Consider the following 17,966-nt stretch of genomic DNA (forward strand, 5'->3'; position numbering starts at 1 on the left):
AAACCCGCTGGAGGAAAACGGTAATGATAGCGGGTTAACAGGAGCAAGATGTAGTGGTTTATGCGATGACGCTTTGAATCACATAGTTAATCGCACCACCACCAACAATCAGCCAGGCAAACAGTACCAGTGCCATCAGCAGAGGTTTCGCCCCGGCTTTTTTCAGCGCGCTGACGTGAGTGGTCAGACCCAGCGCCGCCATCGCCATTGCCAGCAGGAAGGTATCCAGCGTTACCAGCATGTTCACCACGCTCTGCGGTAACAGGTGGAACGAGTTAAAGATGGCAACGACGATGAACAAGATGGCAAACCACGGAATAGTGATTTTGCTTTTCTCGCCGCTGTTCGCCCCAGACAGCTGTTTAACACGCGCCGCCAGCAGGATGAGGAACGGAGCCAGCATCATCACGCGCAGCATTTTGGAAATAACTGCTGCGTTTTCCGCATCCGGGCTGATGGCATGACCTGCCGCCACCACCTGCGCCACTTCGTGCACAGTAGAACCAATGTAGATACCGAAAGTTTCCGGACTAAACCATTGAGACATCAGCGGATATATCGCCGGGTAGAGGAAAATCGCGACGGTCCCGAAGATAACAACGGTTGCAACAGCCACGGTTACTTTACTGGCTTCCGCTTTCACTACCGGCTCAGTCGCCAGTACCGCGGCAGCACCACAGATACTGCTACCGGCACCGATCAACCAGCTGGTGTGCTTATCCAGACCAAACACTTTCTGCCCCAGGAAGCAAGCCAGCAGGAAGGTACTGGACAGCGTCAACACGTCAATGATGATCCCACTGATACCGACATCGGCAATTTGCGAGAACGTCAGACGGAAGCCATAAAGAATGATACCCAGACGTAATAAATATTGCTTGGCAAACAGCACACCACCGTCACAGCTTTTCCAGATGTGCGGATAGATGGTGTTGCCTAAAACCATCCCCAACAAGATTGCGAGGGTGAGGGCACTAAACCCGGCACCCGCAACCGCGGGAATGGAACCACCCCACAGGGCGACCCCGGTGATAACTGCACTCAGGGCTAACCCCGGAATAAAATGCCACAGTGTACGATGTTGTTTCTGTAAGGTGATATTCGTCATAACCCTCTCCTTTATCCGGGCATAAGGTTACGACTAACTGGTTTAAAAATAAAATTGATTATATATTTATAATTAATCTTTATAAGTGGTAAGCGACTATGCACATCACCCTCCGGCAGTTGGAAGTTTTTGCAGAAGTATTGAAAAGTGGATCAACCACCCAGGCGTCGGTGATGCTGGCGTTGTCGCAATCAGCAGTGAGCGCAGCCTTGACCGACCTGGAAGGGCAGCTTGGCGTTCAACTGTTTGATCGCGTGGGGAAAAGACTGGTAGTTAATGAACACGGTCGGCTGCTCTATCCGCGTGCGTTGGCACTGCTTGAACAGGCGGTTGAAATCGAACAACTGTTTCGCGAAGACAACGGCGCGATTCGTATCTATGCCAGTAGTACCATCGGTAACTACATTCTGCCTGCAGTTATTGCCCGTTATCGCCATGATTATCCGCAGTTGCCGATTGAACTTAGCGTTGGGAACAGCCAGGACGTGATGCAAGCGGTGCTGGATTTCCGCGTTGATATTGGCTTTATTGAAGGACCGTGCCACAGCACTGAAATCATTTCTGAACCGTGGCTGGAAGACGAGCTGGTGGTTTTCGCCGCGCCGACTTCGCCGTTGGCCCGTGGTCCGGTCACCTTAGAGCAGCTGGCCGCTGCGCCGTGGATCCTGCGTGAACGCGGTTCCGGCACGCGGGAGATTGTCGATTATCTATTGCTGTCACATTTACCGAAGTTTGAGATGGCGATGGAATTAGGTAACTCCGAGGCAATCAAACATGCGGTGCGTCATGGGTTGGGAATTAGTTGCCTGTCGCGACGGGTGATTGAAGATCAATTGCAGGCAGGCACATTAAGTGAAGTTGCGGTCCCTCTGCCGCGCCTGATGCGTACGTTGTGGCGTATACATCATCGGCAAAAACACCTTTCCAACGCGCTACGGCGCTTTCTGGACTATTGCGATCCCGCGAATGTACCGCGTTAAGTTGCTGTACAAGAACATGCTGGTGCTGTGTCGATTTCGTGACGCAGCGCCTTCAGCATGCATTCGCCAGAAAAGAGATTGGCTGCTTTACTTATAATCCCTGGGCGATCATGAAGGTGTCTTATAACCGTGTATTTCTGCCGGAAGGATTGCCAATCGTCTGCTACAATCGCGCCTCATTTTTTAGATGGATAGCATTTTTGTATGGTTTCCGAAACTAAAACCACAGAAGCGCCGGGCTTACGCCGTGAATTAAAGGCGCGTCACCTGACGATGATTGCCATTGGCGGTTCCATCGGTACAGGTCTTTTTGTTGCCTCTGGCGCAACGATTTCTCAGGCAGGTCCGGGCGGGGCATTGCTCTCGTATATGTTGATTGGCCTGATGGTTTACTTCCTGATGACCAGTCTCGGTGAACTGGCTGCATATATGCCGGTTTCCGGTTCGTTTGCCACTTACGGTCAGAACTATGTTGAAGAAGGCTTTGGCTTCGCGCTGGGCTGGAACTACTGGTACAACTGGGCGGTGACTATCGCCGTTGACCTGGTTGCAGCTCAGCTGGTCATGAGCTGGTGGTTCCCGGATACACCGGGCTGGATCTGGAGTGCGTTGTTCCTCGGCGTTATCTTCCTGCTGAACTACATCTCAGTTCGTGGCTTTGGTGAAGCGGAATACTGGTTCTCACTGATCAAAGTCACGACAGTTATTGTCTTTATCATCGTTGGCGTGCTGATGATTATCGGTATCTTCAAAGGCGCGCAGCCTGCGGGCTGGAGCAACTGGACAATCGGCGAAGCGCCGTTTGCTGGTGGTTTTGCGGCGATGATCGGCGTAGCTATGATTGTCGGCTTCTCTTTCCAGGGAACCGAGCTGATCGGTATTGCTGCAGGCGAGTCCGAAGATCCGGCGAAAAACATTCCACGCGCGGTACGTCAGGTGTTCTGGCGAATCCTGTTGTTCTATGTGTTCGCGATCCTGATTATCAGCCTCATTATTCCGTACACCGATCCGAGCCTGCTGCGTAACGATGTTAAAGACATCAGCGTTAGTCCGTTCACCCTGGTGTTCCAGCACGCGGGTCTGCTCTCTGCGGCGGCGGTGATGAACGCAGTTATTCTGACGGCGGTGCTGTCAGCCGGTAACTCCGGTATGTATGCGTCTACTCGTATGCTGTACACCCTGGCGTGTGACGGTAAAGCGCCGCGCATTTTCGCTAAACTGTCGCGTGGTGGCGTGCCGCGTAATGCGCTGTATGCGACGACGGTGATTGCCGGTCTGTGCTTCCTGACCTCCATGTTTGGCAACCAGACGGTATACCTGTGGCTGCTGAATACCTCCGGGATGACGGGTTTTATCGCCTGGCTGGGGATTGCCATTAGCCACTATCGCTTCCGTCGCGGTTACGTATTGCAGGGACACGACATTAACGATCTGCCGTACCGTTCAGGTTTCTTCCCATTGGGGCCGATCTTCGCATTCATTCTGTGTCTGATTATCACTTTGGGCCAGAACTACGAAGCGTTCCTGAAAGATACTATTGACTGGGGCGGCGTAGCGGCAACGTATATTGGTATCCCGCTGTTCCTGATTATTTGGTTCGGCTACAAGCTGATTAAAGGAACTCACTTCGTACGCTACAGCGAAATGAAGTTCCCGCAGAACGATAAGAAATAAGTTTCCTCCCTTCCTTGCTAAGCCCTCTCAACCGAGAGGGCTTTTTCAATTCCATTTCCCTGACAAATCATGCAGATATAAAATTTAACATTTGGATTGATAATTGTTATCGTTTGCATTATCGTTACGCCGCAATTAAAAAAGGCTGACAAATCAGAGGCTGTTCCGGCTTTCTGGGATGATCACCTGCATAAAAAATAAGTCCACCGCGATGCTGCCGTACGCAAGGGGACGTGAAGAAGATGTGAGCGATAACCCATTTTATTTTCGTAGTTACCTCATGGAGATATGGAATGTTTAGGTTGAACCCTTTCGTACGGGTCGGGCTGTGTTTGTCCGCTATTTCTTGTGCATGGCCTGTGTTAGCGGTCGATGATGATGGCGAAACGATGGTTGTCACTGCATCTTCCGTGGAACAAAATCTTAAAGATGCACCTGCCAGTATCAGCGTCATTACCCAGGAAGACCTGCAGCGAAAACCGGTACAGAATCTGAAGGATGTCCTCAAAGAAGTGCCTGGCGTACAACTGACGAACGAAGGGGATAACCGTAAGGGCGTTAGTATTCGTGGTCTGGACAGCAGCTATACCCTGATTCTCGTCGACGGTAAACGCGTGAACTCCCGCAATGCCGTCTTCCGCCACAATGATTTCGATCTGAACTGGATCCCGGTCGATTCCATCGAACGTATTGAAGTGGTCCGTGGCCCGATGTCGTCGCTGTACGGTTCCGATGCGCTCGGCGGTGTAGTGAATATCATCACCAAAAAAATCGGTCAGAAATGGTCGGGTACCGTTACCGTCGATACCACCATTCAGGAACATCGCGATCGCGGTGACACCTATAACGGTCAGTTCTTTACCAGTGGACCATTAATTGATGGTGTGCTGGGAATGAAAGCTTACGGCAGCCTGGCAAAACGTGAAAAGGATGACCCGCAAAACTCAACGACCACCGATACCGGAGAAACGCCGCGTATTGAAGGATTCTCCAGCCGCGACGGCAATGTCGAATTTGCCTGGACACCGAATCAAAATCACGATTTTACTGCCGGATACGGTTTCGACCGTCAGGATCGTGATTCCGACTCGCTGGACAAAAACCGCCTGGAACGCCAGAACTACTCCGTCAGCCATAATGGGCGTTGGGATTACGGCACCAGCGAACTGAAATACTACGGTGAGAAAGTCGAGAACAAAAACCCTGGCAACAGCAGCCCGATAACTTCCGAAAGCAATACGGTCGACGGCAAATACACGTTGCCGCTGACGGCGATTAATCAGTTTCTCACGGTTGGCGGTGAATGGCGTCACGACAAACTTAGCGATGCGGTGAACCTGACCGGGGGAACCAGCTCCAAAACGTCTGCCAGCCAGTACGCGCTGTTTGTGGAAGATGAATGGCGGATCTTCGAGCCGCTGGCGCTGACGACCGGCGTGCGTATGGACGATCACGAAACCTACGGTGAACACTGGAGTCCGCGTGCCTACCTGGTTTATAACGCCACCGACACCGTAACGGTGAAAGGGGGCTGGGCGACGGCATTTAAAGCACCTTCTCTGTTGCAACTTAGCCCTGACTGGACGAGCAATTCCTGCCGTGGCGCATGTAAGATTGTGGGTAGCCCGGATCTGAAACCAGAAACCAGCGAAAGTTGGGAGCTGGGGCTTTACTACATGGGTGAAGAAGGCTGGCTGGAAGGGGTTGAATCCAGCGTTACCGTTTTCCGTAACGATGTGAAAGATCGTATCAGCATCAGCCGTACGTCTGACGTCAACGCTGCACCGGGCTACCAAAACTTTGTTGGTTTTGAGACGGGCGCTAACGGACGGCGCATACCGGTATTTAGCTACTACAACGTTAACAAAGCTCGTATTCAGGGCGTGGAAACCGAACTGAAAATTCCGTTCAACGATGAATGGAAACTGTCGATCAACTACACCTACAACGATGGTCGTGATGTCAGCAACGGCGAAAACAAACCGCTATCCGATCTGCCGTTCCATACTGCTAACGGTACGCTGGACTGGAAACCGCTGGCGCTGGAAGACTGGTCATTCTATGTTTCTGGGCACTATACCGGGCAGAAACGCGCCGACAGCGCGACGGCTAAAACACCGGGCGGTTATACCATCTGGAATACCGGCGCGGCCTGGCAGGTGACTAAAGACGTCAAACTGCGCGCAGGCGTGCTGAACCTTGGCGACAAGGATCTCAGTCGTGACGACTACAGCTATAACGAAGACGGACGTCGTTACTTTATGGCAGTGGATTATCGCTTCTGATGAGAAGATGCCCGGCGAACCGGGCGGACTTTCACTTCAGTAAATACTGCGCATGGAAGCGCAGGTGATCCTCTATAAAAGAGGCGATGAAGTAGTAACTGTGATCATATCCCGGCTGAATACGCAGCGTCATCGGCCACGCTTTCTGGCGCGCGGCTTCTGCCAGTACCGCAGGTTGCAACTGGTCGGCAAGAAACTGATCATTATCGCCCTGATCGATAAGCGTCGGGATCGCATCCTGCGCGTTACTGGCATACATCAGTGCGCAACTGTCCCATTCCAGCCATGCATTTTTGTCCTCACCTAAATAGCTGCTAAACGCTTTGATTCCCCACGGGACGCTGCACGGATTCACAATTGGCGCAAAGGCCGAAACGCTGGTGTATTTACCCGGATTTTTCAGCGCCATAATCAGCGCACCGTGACCACCCATTGAGTGACCGCTAATGGCGCAGCGGTCGCTGACATTAAATTGCGACTGAACCAGCGCCGGTAATTCATCGCGCAGATAATCATACATCCGGTAATGCGTCGCCCACGGCGGTTGCGTGGCATTAAGATAAAAGCCTGCGCCCTGGCCTAAATCGTAGCCATCGTCGTTGGCAACCTTTTCGCCGCGCGGGCTGGTGTCTGGCATCACCAGTACAATCCCCAGTTCCGCCGCTACCCGCTGGGCACCCGCCTTGGTGGTGAAGTTCTCGTCATTGCAGGTTAATCCGGAAAGCCAGTACAGCACTGGTGGCGGAGTGTGATCACGAGGTGGAGGGAGAAAGATACTGAACGTCATCGGGCAGTTTAAGGTACTGGAGTCGTGTCGCCAGCGTTGCTGCCAGCCTTCAAAACAGCGGTGCTCTTCGAGCATTTCCATGCGTGGCTCCTTGTTGTGTTGTTTGCAATTTCTTCATCATACCGTTTATTCAATGTGCTGTGAGTAACTTTCACTTCCGTATTTGCATAACGATGTTTTAACATCTGCTGATGAAAGGCAGCGGCAATTACAATAATTATCGCTGTGAATACTGGATTATGTGCGCCGCCTCACGCACAATAATCAGGCTGTAAATCAGCTTAATAACTTTGCCCCCACGCAGGGCGGAGGCGTCACACCTGCAGGAGAAATCATAAATGCCATCACTCAGTAAAGAAGCGGCCCTGGTTCATGAAGCGTTAGTTGCGCGAGGACTGGAAACACCGCTGCGCCCGCCCGTGCATGAAATGGATAACGAAACGCGCAAAAGCCTTATTGCTGGTCATATGACCGAAATCATGCAGCTGCTGAATCTCGACCTGGCTGATGACAGTTTGATGGAAACGCCGCATCGCATCGCTAAAATGTATGTCGATGAAATTTTCTCCGGTCTGGATTACGCCAACTTCCCGAAAATCACCCTCATTGAAAACAAAATGAAGGTCGATGAAATGGTCACCGTGCGCGATATCACTCTGACCAGTACCTGTGAACACCATTTTGTTACCATCGATGGCAAAGCGACGGTGGCTTATATCCCGAAAGATTCGGTGATCGGTCTGTCAAAAATTAACCGTATCGTGCAGTTCTTTGCCCAGCGTCCGCAGGTGCAGGAACGTCTGACGCAGCAAATTCTTATTGCGCTACAAACGCTGCTGGGCACCAATAACGTGGCTGTCTCGATCGACGCGGTGCATTACTGCGTGAAGGCGCGTGGCATCCGCGATGCAACCAGTGCCACGACAACGACCTCTCTTGGTGGATTGTTCAAATCCAGTCAGAATACGCGCCACGAGTTTCTGCGCGCTGTGCGTCATCACAACTGATTAAAAGGCAGGAACCATGGAGCGCAACGTCACGCTCGATTTTGTTCGCGGCGTCGCCATTCTGGGGATCCTGCTATTAAACATCAGCGCCTTTGGGCTACCAAAGGCGGCTTATCTTAATCCCGCCTGGTACGGCGCTATTACGCCGCAGGATGCATGGACCTGGGCATTTCTTGATCTCGTCGGCCAGGTGAAATTCCTCACGCTTTTTGCGCTGCTGTTTGGTGCGGGCCTGCAAATGTTGCTGCCCCGTGGCAGACGCTGGATCCAGTCGCGGTTAACGCTGTTAGTCTTGTTGGGCTTTATTCACGGTTTACTGTTCTGGGACGGCGATATTCTGCTGGCTTACGGGCTGGTGGGCTTAATCTGCTGGCGGCTGGTGCGCGATGCGCCATCGGTAAAAAGCCTGTTTAATACAGGCGTCATGCTTTATCTGGTGGGGCTTGGCGTTTTGCTGTTATTGGGGTTGATTTCCGATAGCCAGACCAGCCGCGCCTGGACGCCGGATGCATCGGCTATTTTGTATGAAAAATACTGGAAGCTTCACGGCGGCGTTGATGCGATCAGTAATCGTGCCGATGGTGTTGGCAACAGTTTACTGGCACTGGGCGCACAGTATGGCTGGCAACTGGCTGGGATGATGCTCATTGGTGCCGCATTGATGCGCAGTGGCTGGCTGAAAGGGCAGTTCAGCTTACGTCACTATCGTCGTACTGGTTTTGTGCTGGTGGCGATTGGGGTGATCATTAACCTTCCTGCCATCGCCCTGCAATGGCGGCTGGACTGGGCATATCGCTGGTGCGCCTTCTTACTTCAGATGCCGCGGGAACTGAGTGCGCCGTTTCAGGCGATAGGCTATGCGTCGCTGTTTTATGGTTTCTGGCCGCAATTGAGCCGCTTTAAGCTGGTGCTTGCGATCGCCTGCGTCGGACGGATGGCGCTGACCAACTATCTATTGCAAACGCTGATTTGTACCACGCTTTTTTACCACCTCGGTTTGTTTATGCATTTTGACCGCCTGGAGCTGCTGGCGTTTGTTATTCCGGTATGGCTGGCGAATATCCTCTTCTCTGTTATCTGGCTGCGTTTCTTCCGCCAGGGGCCGGTGGAATGGCTCTGGCGTCAGTTAACTTTGCGTGCTGCCGGACCGGCAATATCTAAAACATCAAGATAACGATCTGGATCACATTCGTTAACAAAACGGCTGTAACCGTTTCCATTGCTGTGACTCGATTCACGAAGTCCTGTATTCAGTGCTGACAAAATAGCCGCCAGCAAGCAGTCATTTACTGCAATCTCATAACAGGTAGTGAATATGATCACCATTCGTGATGTAGCGCGTCAGGCTGGCGTCTCTGTGGCAACGGTTTCCCGGGTGCTCAATAACAGCACGCTGGTCAGTGCCGACACGCGTGAAGCAGTAATGAAAGCCGTGAGTGAGCTGGATTATCGGCCAAACGCCAATGCCCAGGCGCTGGCAACTCAGGTTAGCGACACCATTGGCGTGGTGGTGATGGACGTTTCTGATGCGTTTTTCGGCGCGCTGGTAAAAGCGGTGGATCTAGTCGCTCAGCAGCATCAGAAATACGTGCTAATCGGCAATAGCTATCATGAAGCGGAAAAAGAGCGTCACGCCATTGAGGTGTTAATTCGCCAGCGTTGTAATGCGTTGATTGTTCACTCAAAAGCATTGAGTGACGATGAACTGGCGCAATTTATGGATAACATTCCCGGTATGGTGTTAATCAACCGCGTTGTGCCGGGGTACGCCCATCGTTGCGTTTGCCTGGATAATCTCAGCGGTGCCCGAATGGCGACGCGCATGTTGCTGAATAACGGTCATCAACGTATTGGTTATCTTTCTTCCAGTCACGGCATTGAAGATGACGCCATGCGTAAAGCAGGCTGGATGAGTGCGTTGAAAGAGCAGGATATTATTCCGCCGGAAAGCTGGATTGGCACTGGTACGCCGGACATGCCGGGCGGTGAGGCGGCGATGGTTGAACTGCTGGGGCGCAATCTACAACTTACCGCTGTATTTGCTTATAACGACAATATGGCCGCTGGCGCACTGACAGCATTAAAAGATAATGGCATTGCGATTCCGTTACATCTCTCAATCATCGGTTTCGATGATATTCCCATCGCCCGTTACACCGACCCGCAATTAACGACCGTGCGTTATCCCATTGCTTCAATGGCTAAATTAGCCACCGAACTGGCCTTGCAGGGGGCAGCAGGCAATATTGATCCTCGTGCCAGCCACTGTTTTATGCCGACGTTAGTGCGTCGCCATTCTGTCGCAACGCGCCAGAATGCGGCGGCGATCACTAACTCAACAAATCAGGCGATGTAACCGCTTTCAATCTGTGAGTGATTTCACAGTATCTTAACAATGTGATGGCTATGATTGCACCGTTTTAACGTTGTAACCCGTATGTAACAGTGAATAATCACTTTCACCGAGGTAATAGCGTCATAACAACAATTAAAGCCGTTTTCTGGAGCGTTACCGGGCATGGAAGAACGAATTTTAAAAAGTGAGCTTCGGCGTTCAGTAACACTTCATTAACTCTACTGCCCCGCCGAGCATTTATCTCAAGCACTACCCTGCATAAGAAAAACCGGAGATACCATGAATAAGAAGGTGTTAACCCTGTCTGCTGTGATGGCCAGCATGTTATTCGGTGCCGCTGCACACGCTGCTGATACTCGCATTGGTGTAACAATCTATAAGTACGACGATAACTTTATGTCTGTAGTGCGCAAGGCTATTGAGCAAGATGCGAAAGCCGCGCCAGATGTTCAGCTGCTGATGAATGATTCTCAGAATGACCAGTCCAAGCAGAACGATCAGATCGACGTATTGCTGGCGAAAGGGGTGAAGGCACTGGCAATCAACCTGGTTGACCCGGCAGCTGCGGGTACGGTGATTGAGAAAGCGCGTGGGCAAAACGTGCCGGTGGTTTTCTTCAACAAAGAACCGTCTCGTAAGGCGCTGGATAGCTACGACAAAGCCTACTACGTTGGCACTGATTCCAAAGAGTCCGGCATTATTCAGGGCGATTTGATTGCTAAACACTGGGCGGCGAATCAGGGTTGGGATCTGAACAAAGACGGTCAGATTCAATTCGTATTGCTGAAAGGTGAACCGGGCCATCCGGATGCAGAAGCACGTACCACTTACGTGATTAAAGAGCTGAACGACAAAGGCATTAAAACTGAACAGTTACAGTTAGATACCGCTATGTGGGATACCGCTCAGGCGAAAGATAAGATGGACGCCTGGCTGTCTGGCCCGAACGCCAACAAAATCGAAGTGGTTATCGCCAACAACGATGCGATGGCAATGGGCGCGGTAGAAGCACTGAAAGCACACAACAAGTCCAGCATTCCGGTGTTTGGCGTCGATGCGCTGCCAGAAGCGCTGGCGCTGGTGAAATCCGGTGCACTGGCGGGCACCGTACTGAACGATGCTAACAACCAGGCGAAAGCGACCTTTGATCTGGCGAAAAACCTGGCCGATGGCAAAGGTGCGGCTGATGGCACCAACTGGAAAATCGACAACAAAGTGGTCCGCGTACCTTATGTTGGCGTAGATAAAGACAACCTGGCTGAATTCAGCAAGAAATAAGACTGATTGGGCGCAGTCTATTACTGCGCCCTTATTGTATGACCAACAAGGTAAAATTATATGGTCAGCTCAACGACTCCGTCCTCCGGGGAATACTTGTTGGAAATGAGCGGTATCAACAAGTCCTTTCCTGGTGTTAAGGCACTTGATAACGTTAATTTAAAAGTCCGGCCACATTCTATCCATGCATTAATGGGGGAAAACGGTGCAGGAAAATCGACATTATTAAAATGCCTGTTTGGTATTTATCAAAAAGACTCCGGCACCATTTTATTCCAGGGTAAAGAGATCGATTTCCATTCTGCAAAAGAAGCCTTGGAAAATGGTATTTCGATGGTACACCAGGAGTTAAACCTGGTATTACAACGTTCGGTGATGGATAACATGTGGCTGGGGCGATACCCCACCAAAGGCATGTTTGTCGATCAGGACAAAATGTACCGCGAAACCAAAGCGATTTTTGATGAACTGGATATTGATATCGATCCGCGTGCGCGCGTCGGCACATTATCTGTTTCGCAAATGCAGATGATCGAAATCGCCAAAGCGTTTTCCTATAACGCGAAAATTGTGATTATGGATGAACCGACTTCTTCGTTAACCGAAAAAGAGGTCAATCATCTGTTCACTATTATTCGTAAATTAAAAGAGCGCGGCTGCGGTATTGTTTATATCTCGCATAAAATGGAAGAAATCTTCCAGTTATGTGATGAAGTTACCGTATTGCGCGACGGTCAGTGGATCGCCACTGAACCGCTGGCAGGACTGACGATGGACAAGATCATCGCCATGATGGTTGGGCGTTCTCTTAACCAGCGTTTCCCTGACAAAGAAAACAAGCCGGGCGAAGTCATCCTCGAGGTGCGTAACCTGACGTCACTGCGCCAGCCGTCGATTCGCGATGTCTCGTTTGATCTGCATAAAGGGGAGATCCTCGGTATTGCCGGTCTGGTGGGGGCGAAACGTACCGATATTGTTGAGACGTTATTTGGTATTCGCGAGAAATCGGCTGGCACCATTACGTTGCACGGCAAAAAGATCAATAACCATAATGCCAATGAAGCCATAAACCACGGATTTGCTCTGGTAACTGAGGAGCGCCGCTCAACGGGAATTTATGCCTATCTGGATATCGGTTTTAACTCGTTAATTTCCAATATTCGCAACTACAAAAATAAAGTTGGTTTACTGGATAACTCGCGGATGAAAAGCGATACCCAGTGGGTGATTGATTCGATGCGGGTAAAAACGCCGGGTCATCGGACGCAAATTGGTTCGCTCTCCGGTGGTAATCAGCAAAAGGTGATTATTGGTCGCTGGCTACTAACGCAACCAGAAATATTAATGCTCGATGAACCGACGCGCGGTATTGATGTCGGGGCGAAGTTTGAGATCTATCAGTTAATTGCCGAACTGGCGAAGAAAGGCAAGGGGATTATTATTATCTCCTCTGAAATGCCTGAGTTGTTAGGGATAACAGACCGTATTCTGGTCATGAGCAATGGTCTCGTTTCCGGAATTGCCGATACAAAAACAACAACGCAAAACGAAATTCTGCGTCTTGCGTCTTTGCACCTTTAAGATTAGGGGCTTCCCATGAGTGCGTTAAATAAGAAAAGTTTTCTTACTTACCTGAAAGAGGGCGGTATTTACGTCGTTCTTTTAGTTTTGCTGGCGATTATTATTTTCCAGGACCCAACATTTTTAAGTCTGTTGAACTTAAGTAATATTCTCACCCAGTCATCGGTGCGTATTATTATCGCGCTCGGTGTGGCAGGGTTAATTGTCACCCAGGGGACCGATCTTTCTGCTGGTCGTCAGGTAGGGCTGGCGGCAGTGGTGGCTGCGACATTATTGCAGTCCATGGATAACGCCAACAAAGTGTTCCCGGAAATGGCGACGATGCCGATTGCGCTGGTTATTCTGATTGTCTGTGCCATTGGTGCGGTGATCGGTTTGATCAACGGTCTGATTATCGCTTATCTCAACGTGACGCCGTTCATTACCACGCTCGGCACGATGATCATCGTCTATGGCATCAACTCGCTCTATTACGACTTTGTCGGGGCGTCGCCAATTTCTGGTTTTGACAGTGGCTTCTCTACCTTTGCTCAGGGCTTTGTCGCGCTGGGGAGTTTCCGTCTCTCTTACATCACCTTCTACGCGTTGATTGCGGTGGCGTTCGTCTGGGTGTTGTGGAACAAAACCCGCTTCGGTAAGAACATTTTTGCCATTGGCGGTAACCCGGAAGCGGCAAAAGTATCTGGTGTCAACGTCGGCCTGAACCTGCTGATGATCTACGCGTTGTCTGGCGTGTTCTATGCCTTTGGCGGGATGTTAGAAGCCGGACGTATCGGCTCTGCCACCAACAACCTCGGCTTTATGTATGAGCTGGATGCTATCGCGGCGTGCGTGGTAGGCGGTGTATCGTTCAGCGGCGGTGTGGGGACGGTGATTGGCGTGGTGACCGGGGTAATTATTTTTACCGTCATCAACTATGGCCTGACGTATATCGGCGTAAACCCATACTGGCAGTACATCATCAAAGGGGCGATTATTATCTTCGCCGTAGCGCTGGATTCACTGAAATACGCGCGTAAGAAATGATGTGAATGTGGTCCGCATTCGGTCATAAACGCACATAACATCATGATCTGTGTGGTTTTGTAGGCCGGATAAGGCGTTCACGCCGCATCCGGCAACAGGAGCCAAATGCCGGATGCAACGCTGGCGCGTTTTATCCGGCCTACAATAAGCTCAACATACTGATTTGTATGGTTTTGTAGGCCGGATAAGGCGTTCAAGCCGCATCCGGCGACAGGAACCAAATGCCGGATGCGTCTCTGGTCTTACAACGTTACCGGGTGTTCTTTCTCGCCTTTCTTAAACTTCACTTCCCCGAGCTCAATACAACCCACCGGGCAGACGTGACCACAAAGCAGACAACCCACACATTTCTCGGTATTACAATGCGGTGTGCGGGTTTTCTCGCTCCATTCCATCGCCTGGTGACCGCCGTCGTAACAGGAAATATAACAGCGTCCACAGCCAACACATTTATCAAGATTGATACGGGGATAGACAATATAACTGCGGTCTAAATCTTCCGCCGGGACAATATTGTTATTCGCCAGACCTACCATCTCCTGCAGCGAATCAAATCCCTGATCGGCGAGATAATGCGACAACCCGCTTGCCATATCTTCCACTATCCGATACCCGTACTGCATGATGCCGGTGGTCACCTGTAACGTTGCTGCGCCGAGCAATAAAAACTCAGCCGCATCCTCCCAGGTTTCAATGCCGCCGATACCGCTGATTGGGAAATCGCGCAGTTCTGGATGGGTGCGCATTTGCTGAATGAAGCGCAGGGCGATCGGTTTTACCGCTTTACCGGAATATCCGGAAATACTCGATTTTCCGTTAACGATCGGCATACCGATTTTCTGATTAAGATCGATATTGGTGATGGATTTAACGGTGTTAATCGCCGCAATGCCATCTGCGCCGCCGCGCTTCGCCGCCAGCGCCACTTCGCACATATCACCGATATTCGGCGTCATCTTCGCCAGCATTGGCAGCGTGGAACCCCGTTTCACTGCCCGACAATATTTTTCTACCAGCTCCGGGCTTTGCCCGACATCGCTACCCATCGCATGAGAAGTCATTTGCGGACAGGAGAAGTTACACTCGATCATATCCGCGCCAGCTTCTTGCACCAGGCGCGCCAGCTCCTCCCATTGCTGCTCATTTTCCCCCATGATCGAAGCGATCAATACTTTGTCCGGGTAATCTTCCTTCAGCCGACGCAGGGCGTCCAGATTCTCTTCCAACGGATGTTCAGCAATCTGCTCCATATTTTTGAAGCCGATAAAACCGGTATCTTCTTTCACCAGATGATCAAAACGCGGCGAGACTTCGTTGGCGATAAAAAAGCCGATCGTTTTAAACACCACACCGCCCCAACCTGTGTCGTAGGCTTTGGCACACATCTCATAGCAGTTGCCTACCGGCGAAGAAGAGAGGCAGAACGGGTTGGGAAACTTCACGCCGCAAAAAGTAATCGAAAGATCTTTCGTTAACATGAGCAAGCTCCCTCTAAATAGTGATGAATCGCCTCGGCGGCTTCTTTCCCGGTTTTCACGGCATAGACCACGGTTTTGTCACCCTCAACAATATCGCCAGCAGCAAAGACTTGCGGGTCGCGGGTCTGGTAATTTTGTGTTTTGATGGTGTTACGCTGCGGCTCTAACTCCGCAAAGGCATCTAGTCTGGCATGCTGACCGACGGCGAGAATAATTTTATCTGCCGCCATCGTCAGTTCGCCCGATAACCGTACATGCTTAAACGTGACTTTATTGCCTTCCACGGCTACTGGCGTGAATCCATCGATGATCGAAACGCCCAGCTCCCGGGCGCTGGTAAACTCTTTTTCGCTTGCCGGAAACTCATCTAACTCTTCACGCGCTACGCAAGTTACCGCCTGACAGCCGAGAACTTTCAGCGTGCTGGCTACGTCCATCGCGACATCACCGCCGCCGATAATTAATGCGCTTTGTGGAATGCTGATATCGCCTTGCGCCTGTCGTGCACGTTGCAAGAAGTCGACGGCAATCTCAACGTCACTATGCTCAAACAGCGGTAGCCCGGAACCGCTTGATAACCCCACGGTGACCAGTACCGCGCGGTTTTCTGCTTTCAGCTGCTCAAGGGTGAGTGTGTTACCGACTTCGTTGTTGCACTTAATGGTCACGCCCATTTTTTCAATACGGGCGATCTCTGCATCCAGCACTGATTGCGGTAACCGGAATTGCGGAATACCGTTACGCAACCAGCCACCGGGGTGCGCTTCTTTCTCATAAATCGTGACGTCATAACCCTGGTTTGTCAGTGTCACACTGGCCTGCAATCCGGCAGGACCTGCGCCAATAATCGCGACTTTGCCGAGCGTTTTAGTACCGGGCTGATAAATTTCCATTCCGGTTTGTTGTTCAAAATCAGTAACAAAACGCTGTAAGCGGCCGATATCAATGGGAGCATCAACACCGGCACGGGTACAACCGCTTTGGCATAATTTCTCCGTCGGGCACACTCTGGCACAAACGGCACCGAGGGCATTATTTTCGCGAATTGTCTCGGCAGCGCCTTTAAAATTACGAAAGTAGATTGAGCGAATAAATTTCCCCGGATCGGTCTGTGCCGGGCAAGCCTGACTACAGGGAGCGTCGTGACATAATAAACAGCGAGAGGCTTCTTTAATCGCCAGTAAAGACGTAAAAGCCGGAGTGAGTTCATCCAGATAATTTTGTTGCGGCATGTGATCTTCCTTAATGCTATAGGTAATTAAGGCGAGCGTTTAGTAAATAATAATGTACTGATATTAAGGCTAAGCGTGCGGGGGAATTTAAACTGTGAAAAGATTCACAAATAGCTGCGGTTAGGAATGTGATATCCGCAGCTTATCAGGTGAAGTAATAATTATTCTCAATAATTAACTGGAGAGGGGAATATTAACGATAGAAAATAAGATAAACAATCATGCCGATAGATAAAATTCCGAAGCCGATATATGCCACCATATAAGCGAAAAAGAGTCCGGGATTTTTTGCTCGCCAGACATACACCGGTTCCGGTGCATTTTTAACCCGTTTATCAATCGCGCCTGCGCGCCAGCCTTTCCATGCTTCGCGGAAACAAAATATCGGGATAAGGAAAAAAACGGCAACGACAAAAAACTGCTGTACATCCATAACTACTTTCCTTGTTTCTTTTGTAATTCAAGTAACTGTTCGGGTGTGACGGCGGGATACCCCTGCGCATCTTCCGGTACCTGGTGCATAGCCGGAATAGGGACCAGCGGCCCTAAAAAACGCGGTTCACGTTTAAAAATATAAAGGTCAGCCAGCGCACCGAAACGGGCGGCAAATTCACGAATACGTACTGACAGCATATCTTTCGGTGACGGTACGGCATAACACTGAGCCTGAATCCCCATATGCAGCGCAATAAATAATGCTCGCTCACAGTGGAAACGTTGGGTGATAATAATGAAATCATTAGTATCGAAAACTTTGCGTGTACGCACGATGGAATCCAGCGTACGAAAGCCTGCGTAATCGAGAACAATATCTGATGGGTCGACACCAGCAGCGATTAAATCTTTGCGCATGGTCATCGGCTCATTATAACTTTGCAATGCGTTATCGCCGCTCAGTAATAGATAATTTACCTTACCGCTGTTATAGGCATTAATCGCTCCTTGAATGCGGTAGCGATAATACTGATTAATTACGCCAGTACGATAATATTTTGCTGTTCCGAGCACCACACCGACCTGGCGGTAGGGGAGATCCTGCAATTCGTCGTAGATATAAGGCGCGGTTTTCCAGCTCATCCAGCGATCGAGGCCGAGCACAGTCAACAGCAGCAAGCCGATCAGGACTAACAGGCTGAGGAACACGCGCTTTAACATGCAGGAGACTCGATCTAAG

Annotated in this window: 15 protein-coding genes; 9 read left to right on the top strand and 6 right to left on the bottom strand. The window is 50.6% G+C overall.

The window, feature by feature from the left end; all coding sequences use genetic code 11:
- Positions 1-58: 58 nt before the first annotated feature.
- Positions 59-1,108, bottom strand: a complete 1,050-nt coding sequence (locus AB4H76_RS08515; protein ID WP_000182053.1) for a YeiH family protein — start codon at positions 1,106-1,108, stop codon at positions 59-61.
- A 98-nt stretch (positions 1,109-1,206) separates the two neighbouring features.
- Here AB4H76_RS08515 and yieE point away from each other — a divergent pair, with 98 nt between their 5' ends.
- From yieE to cirA, 3 genes are all read left to right on the top strand, one after another.
- Positions 1,207-2,088: a DNA-binding transcriptional regulator YeiE gene (gene yieE, locus AB4H76_RS08520; protein WP_000548294.1), complete on the top strand. Its 882-nt coding sequence runs from the start codon at positions 1,207-1,209 to the stop codon at positions 2,086-2,088.
- A gap of 204 nt (positions 2,089-2,292) precedes the next feature.
- The gene (gene lysP / locus AB4H76_RS08525; protein WP_000253273.1) at positions 2,293-3,762 is read left to right on the top strand and encodes a lysine-specific permease; all 1,470 of its coding nucleotides are present in this window, start codon (positions 2,293-2,295) and stop codon (positions 3,760-3,762) included.
- A gap of 293 nt (positions 3,763-4,055) precedes the next feature.
- On the top strand, positions 4,056-6,047 hold the full coding sequence (gene cirA / locus AB4H76_RS08530) for a catecholate siderophore receptor CirA (RefSeq protein WP_000489247.1): 1,992 nt from the start codon (positions 4,056-4,058) through the stop codon (positions 6,045-6,047).
- 31 nt (positions 6,048-6,078) lie between these two features.
- Here cirA and yeiG read toward each other — a convergent pair whose 3' ends face one another.
- Positions 6,079-6,915, bottom strand: coding sequence for an S-formylglutathione hydrolase (gene yeiG, locus AB4H76_RS08535; RefSeq protein WP_000425438.1), 837 nt, complete (start codon positions 6,913-6,915; stop codon positions 6,079-6,081).
- A gap of 257 nt (positions 6,916-7,172) precedes the next feature.
- Here yeiG and folE point away from each other — a divergent pair, with 257 nt between their 5' ends.
- The 6 genes from folE to mglC all read left to right on the top strand — a co-directional run bounded on the left by folE (position 7,173) and on the right by mglC (position 14,082).
- A complete protein-coding gene (folE, locus tag AB4H76_RS08540; RefSeq protein ID WP_001139613.1) occupies positions 7,173-7,841 on the top strand; it encodes a GTP cyclohydrolase I FolE in 669 nt (222 codons plus the stop codon).
- A gap of 16 nt (positions 7,842-7,857) precedes the next feature.
- Positions 7,858-9,015: a DUF418 domain-containing protein YeiB gene (gene yeiB, locus AB4H76_RS08545; protein ID WP_000440919.1), complete on the top strand. Its 1,158-nt coding sequence runs from the start codon at positions 7,858-7,860 to the stop codon at positions 9,013-9,015.
- A gap of 141 nt (positions 9,016-9,156) precedes the next feature.
- On the top strand, positions 9,157-10,197 hold the full coding sequence (galS, locus tag AB4H76_RS08550; protein ID WP_000628659.1) for an HTH-type transcriptional regulator GalS: 1,041 nt from the start codon (positions 9,157-9,159) through the stop codon (positions 10,195-10,197).
- Positions 10,198-10,476: 279 nt separating this feature from the next.
- The gene (gene mglB / locus AB4H76_RS08555) at positions 10,477-11,475 is read left to right on the top strand and encodes a galactose/glucose ABC transporter substrate-binding protein MglB (RefSeq protein WP_001036964.1); all 999 of its coding nucleotides are present in this window, start codon (positions 10,477-10,479) and stop codon (positions 11,473-11,475) included.
- 60 nt (positions 11,476-11,535) lie between these two features.
- Positions 11,536-13,056 (top strand): galactose/methyl galactoside ABC transporter ATP-binding protein MglA, encoded by a 1,521-nt coding sequence (mglA, locus tag AB4H76_RS08560; RefSeq protein WP_077492702.1) that lies wholly within the window; start codon positions 11,536-11,538, stop codon positions 13,054-13,056.
- Between the two features lie 15 nt (positions 13,057-13,071).
- Positions 13,072-14,082: a galactose/methyl galactoside ABC transporter permease MglC gene (gene mglC, locus AB4H76_RS08565; RefSeq protein ID WP_001275118.1), complete on the top strand. Its 1,011-nt coding sequence runs from the start codon at positions 13,072-13,074 to the stop codon at positions 14,080-14,082.
- Positions 14,083-14,324: 242 nt separating this feature from the next.
- Here the strand turns inward: mglC and preA are convergent, their stop codons facing one another.
- The 4 genes from preA to sanA all read right to left on the bottom strand — a co-directional run bounded on the left by preA (position 14,325) and on the right by sanA (position 17,947).
- The gene (gene preA, locus AB4H76_RS08570; protein ID WP_077492699.1) at positions 14,325-15,560 is read right to left on the bottom strand and encodes an NAD-dependent dihydropyrimidine dehydrogenase subunit PreA; all 1,236 of its coding nucleotides are present in this window, start codon (positions 15,558-15,560) and stop codon (positions 14,325-14,327) included.
- A complete protein-coding gene (gene preT, locus AB4H76_RS08575) occupies positions 15,554-16,792 on the bottom strand; it encodes an NAD-dependent dihydropyrimidine dehydrogenase subunit PreT (RefSeq protein WP_001136389.1) in 1,239 nt (412 codons plus the stop codon). The genes preA and preT overlap by 7 nt, the downstream gene beginning before the upstream one ends.
- 193 nt (positions 16,793-16,985) lie before the next feature.
- Complete coding sequence (locus AB4H76_RS08580; RefSeq protein ID WP_000383096.1) at positions 16,986-17,225, bottom strand: DUF2542 family protein; 240 nt, start codon at positions 17,223-17,225, stop codon at positions 16,986-16,988.
- Between the two features lie 2 nt (positions 17,226-17,227).
- Positions 17,228-17,947 (bottom strand): outer membrane permeability protein SanA, encoded by a 720-nt coding sequence (gene sanA, locus AB4H76_RS08585; protein ID WP_000920064.1) that lies wholly within the window; start codon positions 17,945-17,947, stop codon positions 17,228-17,230.
- Positions 17,948-17,966: the final 19 nt, after the last annotated feature.

It is taken from the genome of Escherichia sp. UTM R2 (assembly GCF_048593455.1).
Classification (GTDB): domain Bacteria; phylum Pseudomonadota; class Gammaproteobacteria; order Enterobacterales; family Enterobacteriaceae; genus Escherichia; species Escherichia coli.

Coding starts and splice junctions, on each gene's coding strand:
- mglC (WP_001275118.1), top strand. CDS start 13,072: ATGAGTGCGTTAAATAAGAAAAGTTTTCTTACTTACCTGAAAGAGGGC.
- mglB (WP_001036964.1), top strand. CDS start 10,477: ATGAATAAGAAGGTGTTAACCCTGTCTGCTGTGATGGCCAGCATGTTA.
- preA (WP_077492699.1), bottom strand. CDS start 15,560: ATGTTAACGAAAGATCTTTCGATTACTTTTTGCGGCGTGAAGTTTCCC.
- preT (WP_001136389.1), bottom strand. CDS start 16,792: ATGCCGCAACAAAATTATCTGGATGAACTCACTCCGGCTTTTACGTCT.
- folE (WP_001139613.1), top strand. CDS start 7,173: ATGCCATCACTCAGTAAAGAAGCGGCCCTGGTTCATGAAGCGTTAGTT.
- galS (WP_000628659.1), top strand. CDS start 9,157: ATGATCACCATTCGTGATGTAGCGCGTCAGGCTGGCGTCTCTGTGGCA.
- yieE (WP_000548294.1), top strand. CDS start 1,207: ATGCACATCACCCTCCGGCAGTTGGAAGTTTTTGCAGAAGTATTGAAA.
- lysP (WP_000253273.1), top strand. CDS start 2,293: ATGGTTTCCGAAACTAAAACCACAGAAGCGCCGGGCTTACGCCGTGAA.
- mglA (WP_077492702.1), top strand. CDS start 11,536: ATGGTCAGCTCAACGACTCCGTCCTCCGGGGAATACTTGTTGGAAATG.
- yeiG (WP_000425438.1), bottom strand. CDS start 6,915: ATGGAAATGCTCGAAGAGCACCGCTGTTTTGAAGGCTGGCAGCAACGC.
- AB4H76_RS08580 (WP_000383096.1), bottom strand. CDS start 17,225: ATGGATGTACAGCAGTTTTTTGTCGTTGCCGTTTTTTTCCTTATCCCG.
- cirA (WP_000489247.1), top strand. CDS start 4,056: ATGTTTAGGTTGAACCCTTTCGTACGGGTCGGGCTGTGTTTGTCCGCT.
- AB4H76_RS08515 (WP_000182053.1), bottom strand. CDS start 1,108: ATGACGAATATCACCTTACAGAAACAACATCGTACACTGTGGCATTTT.
- sanA (WP_000920064.1), bottom strand. CDS start 17,947: ATGTTAAAGCGCGTGTTCCTCAGCCTGTTAGTCCTGATCGGCTTGCTG.
- yeiB (WP_000440919.1), top strand. CDS start 7,858: ATGGAGCGCAACGTCACGCTCGATTTTGTTCGCGGCGTCGCCATTCTG.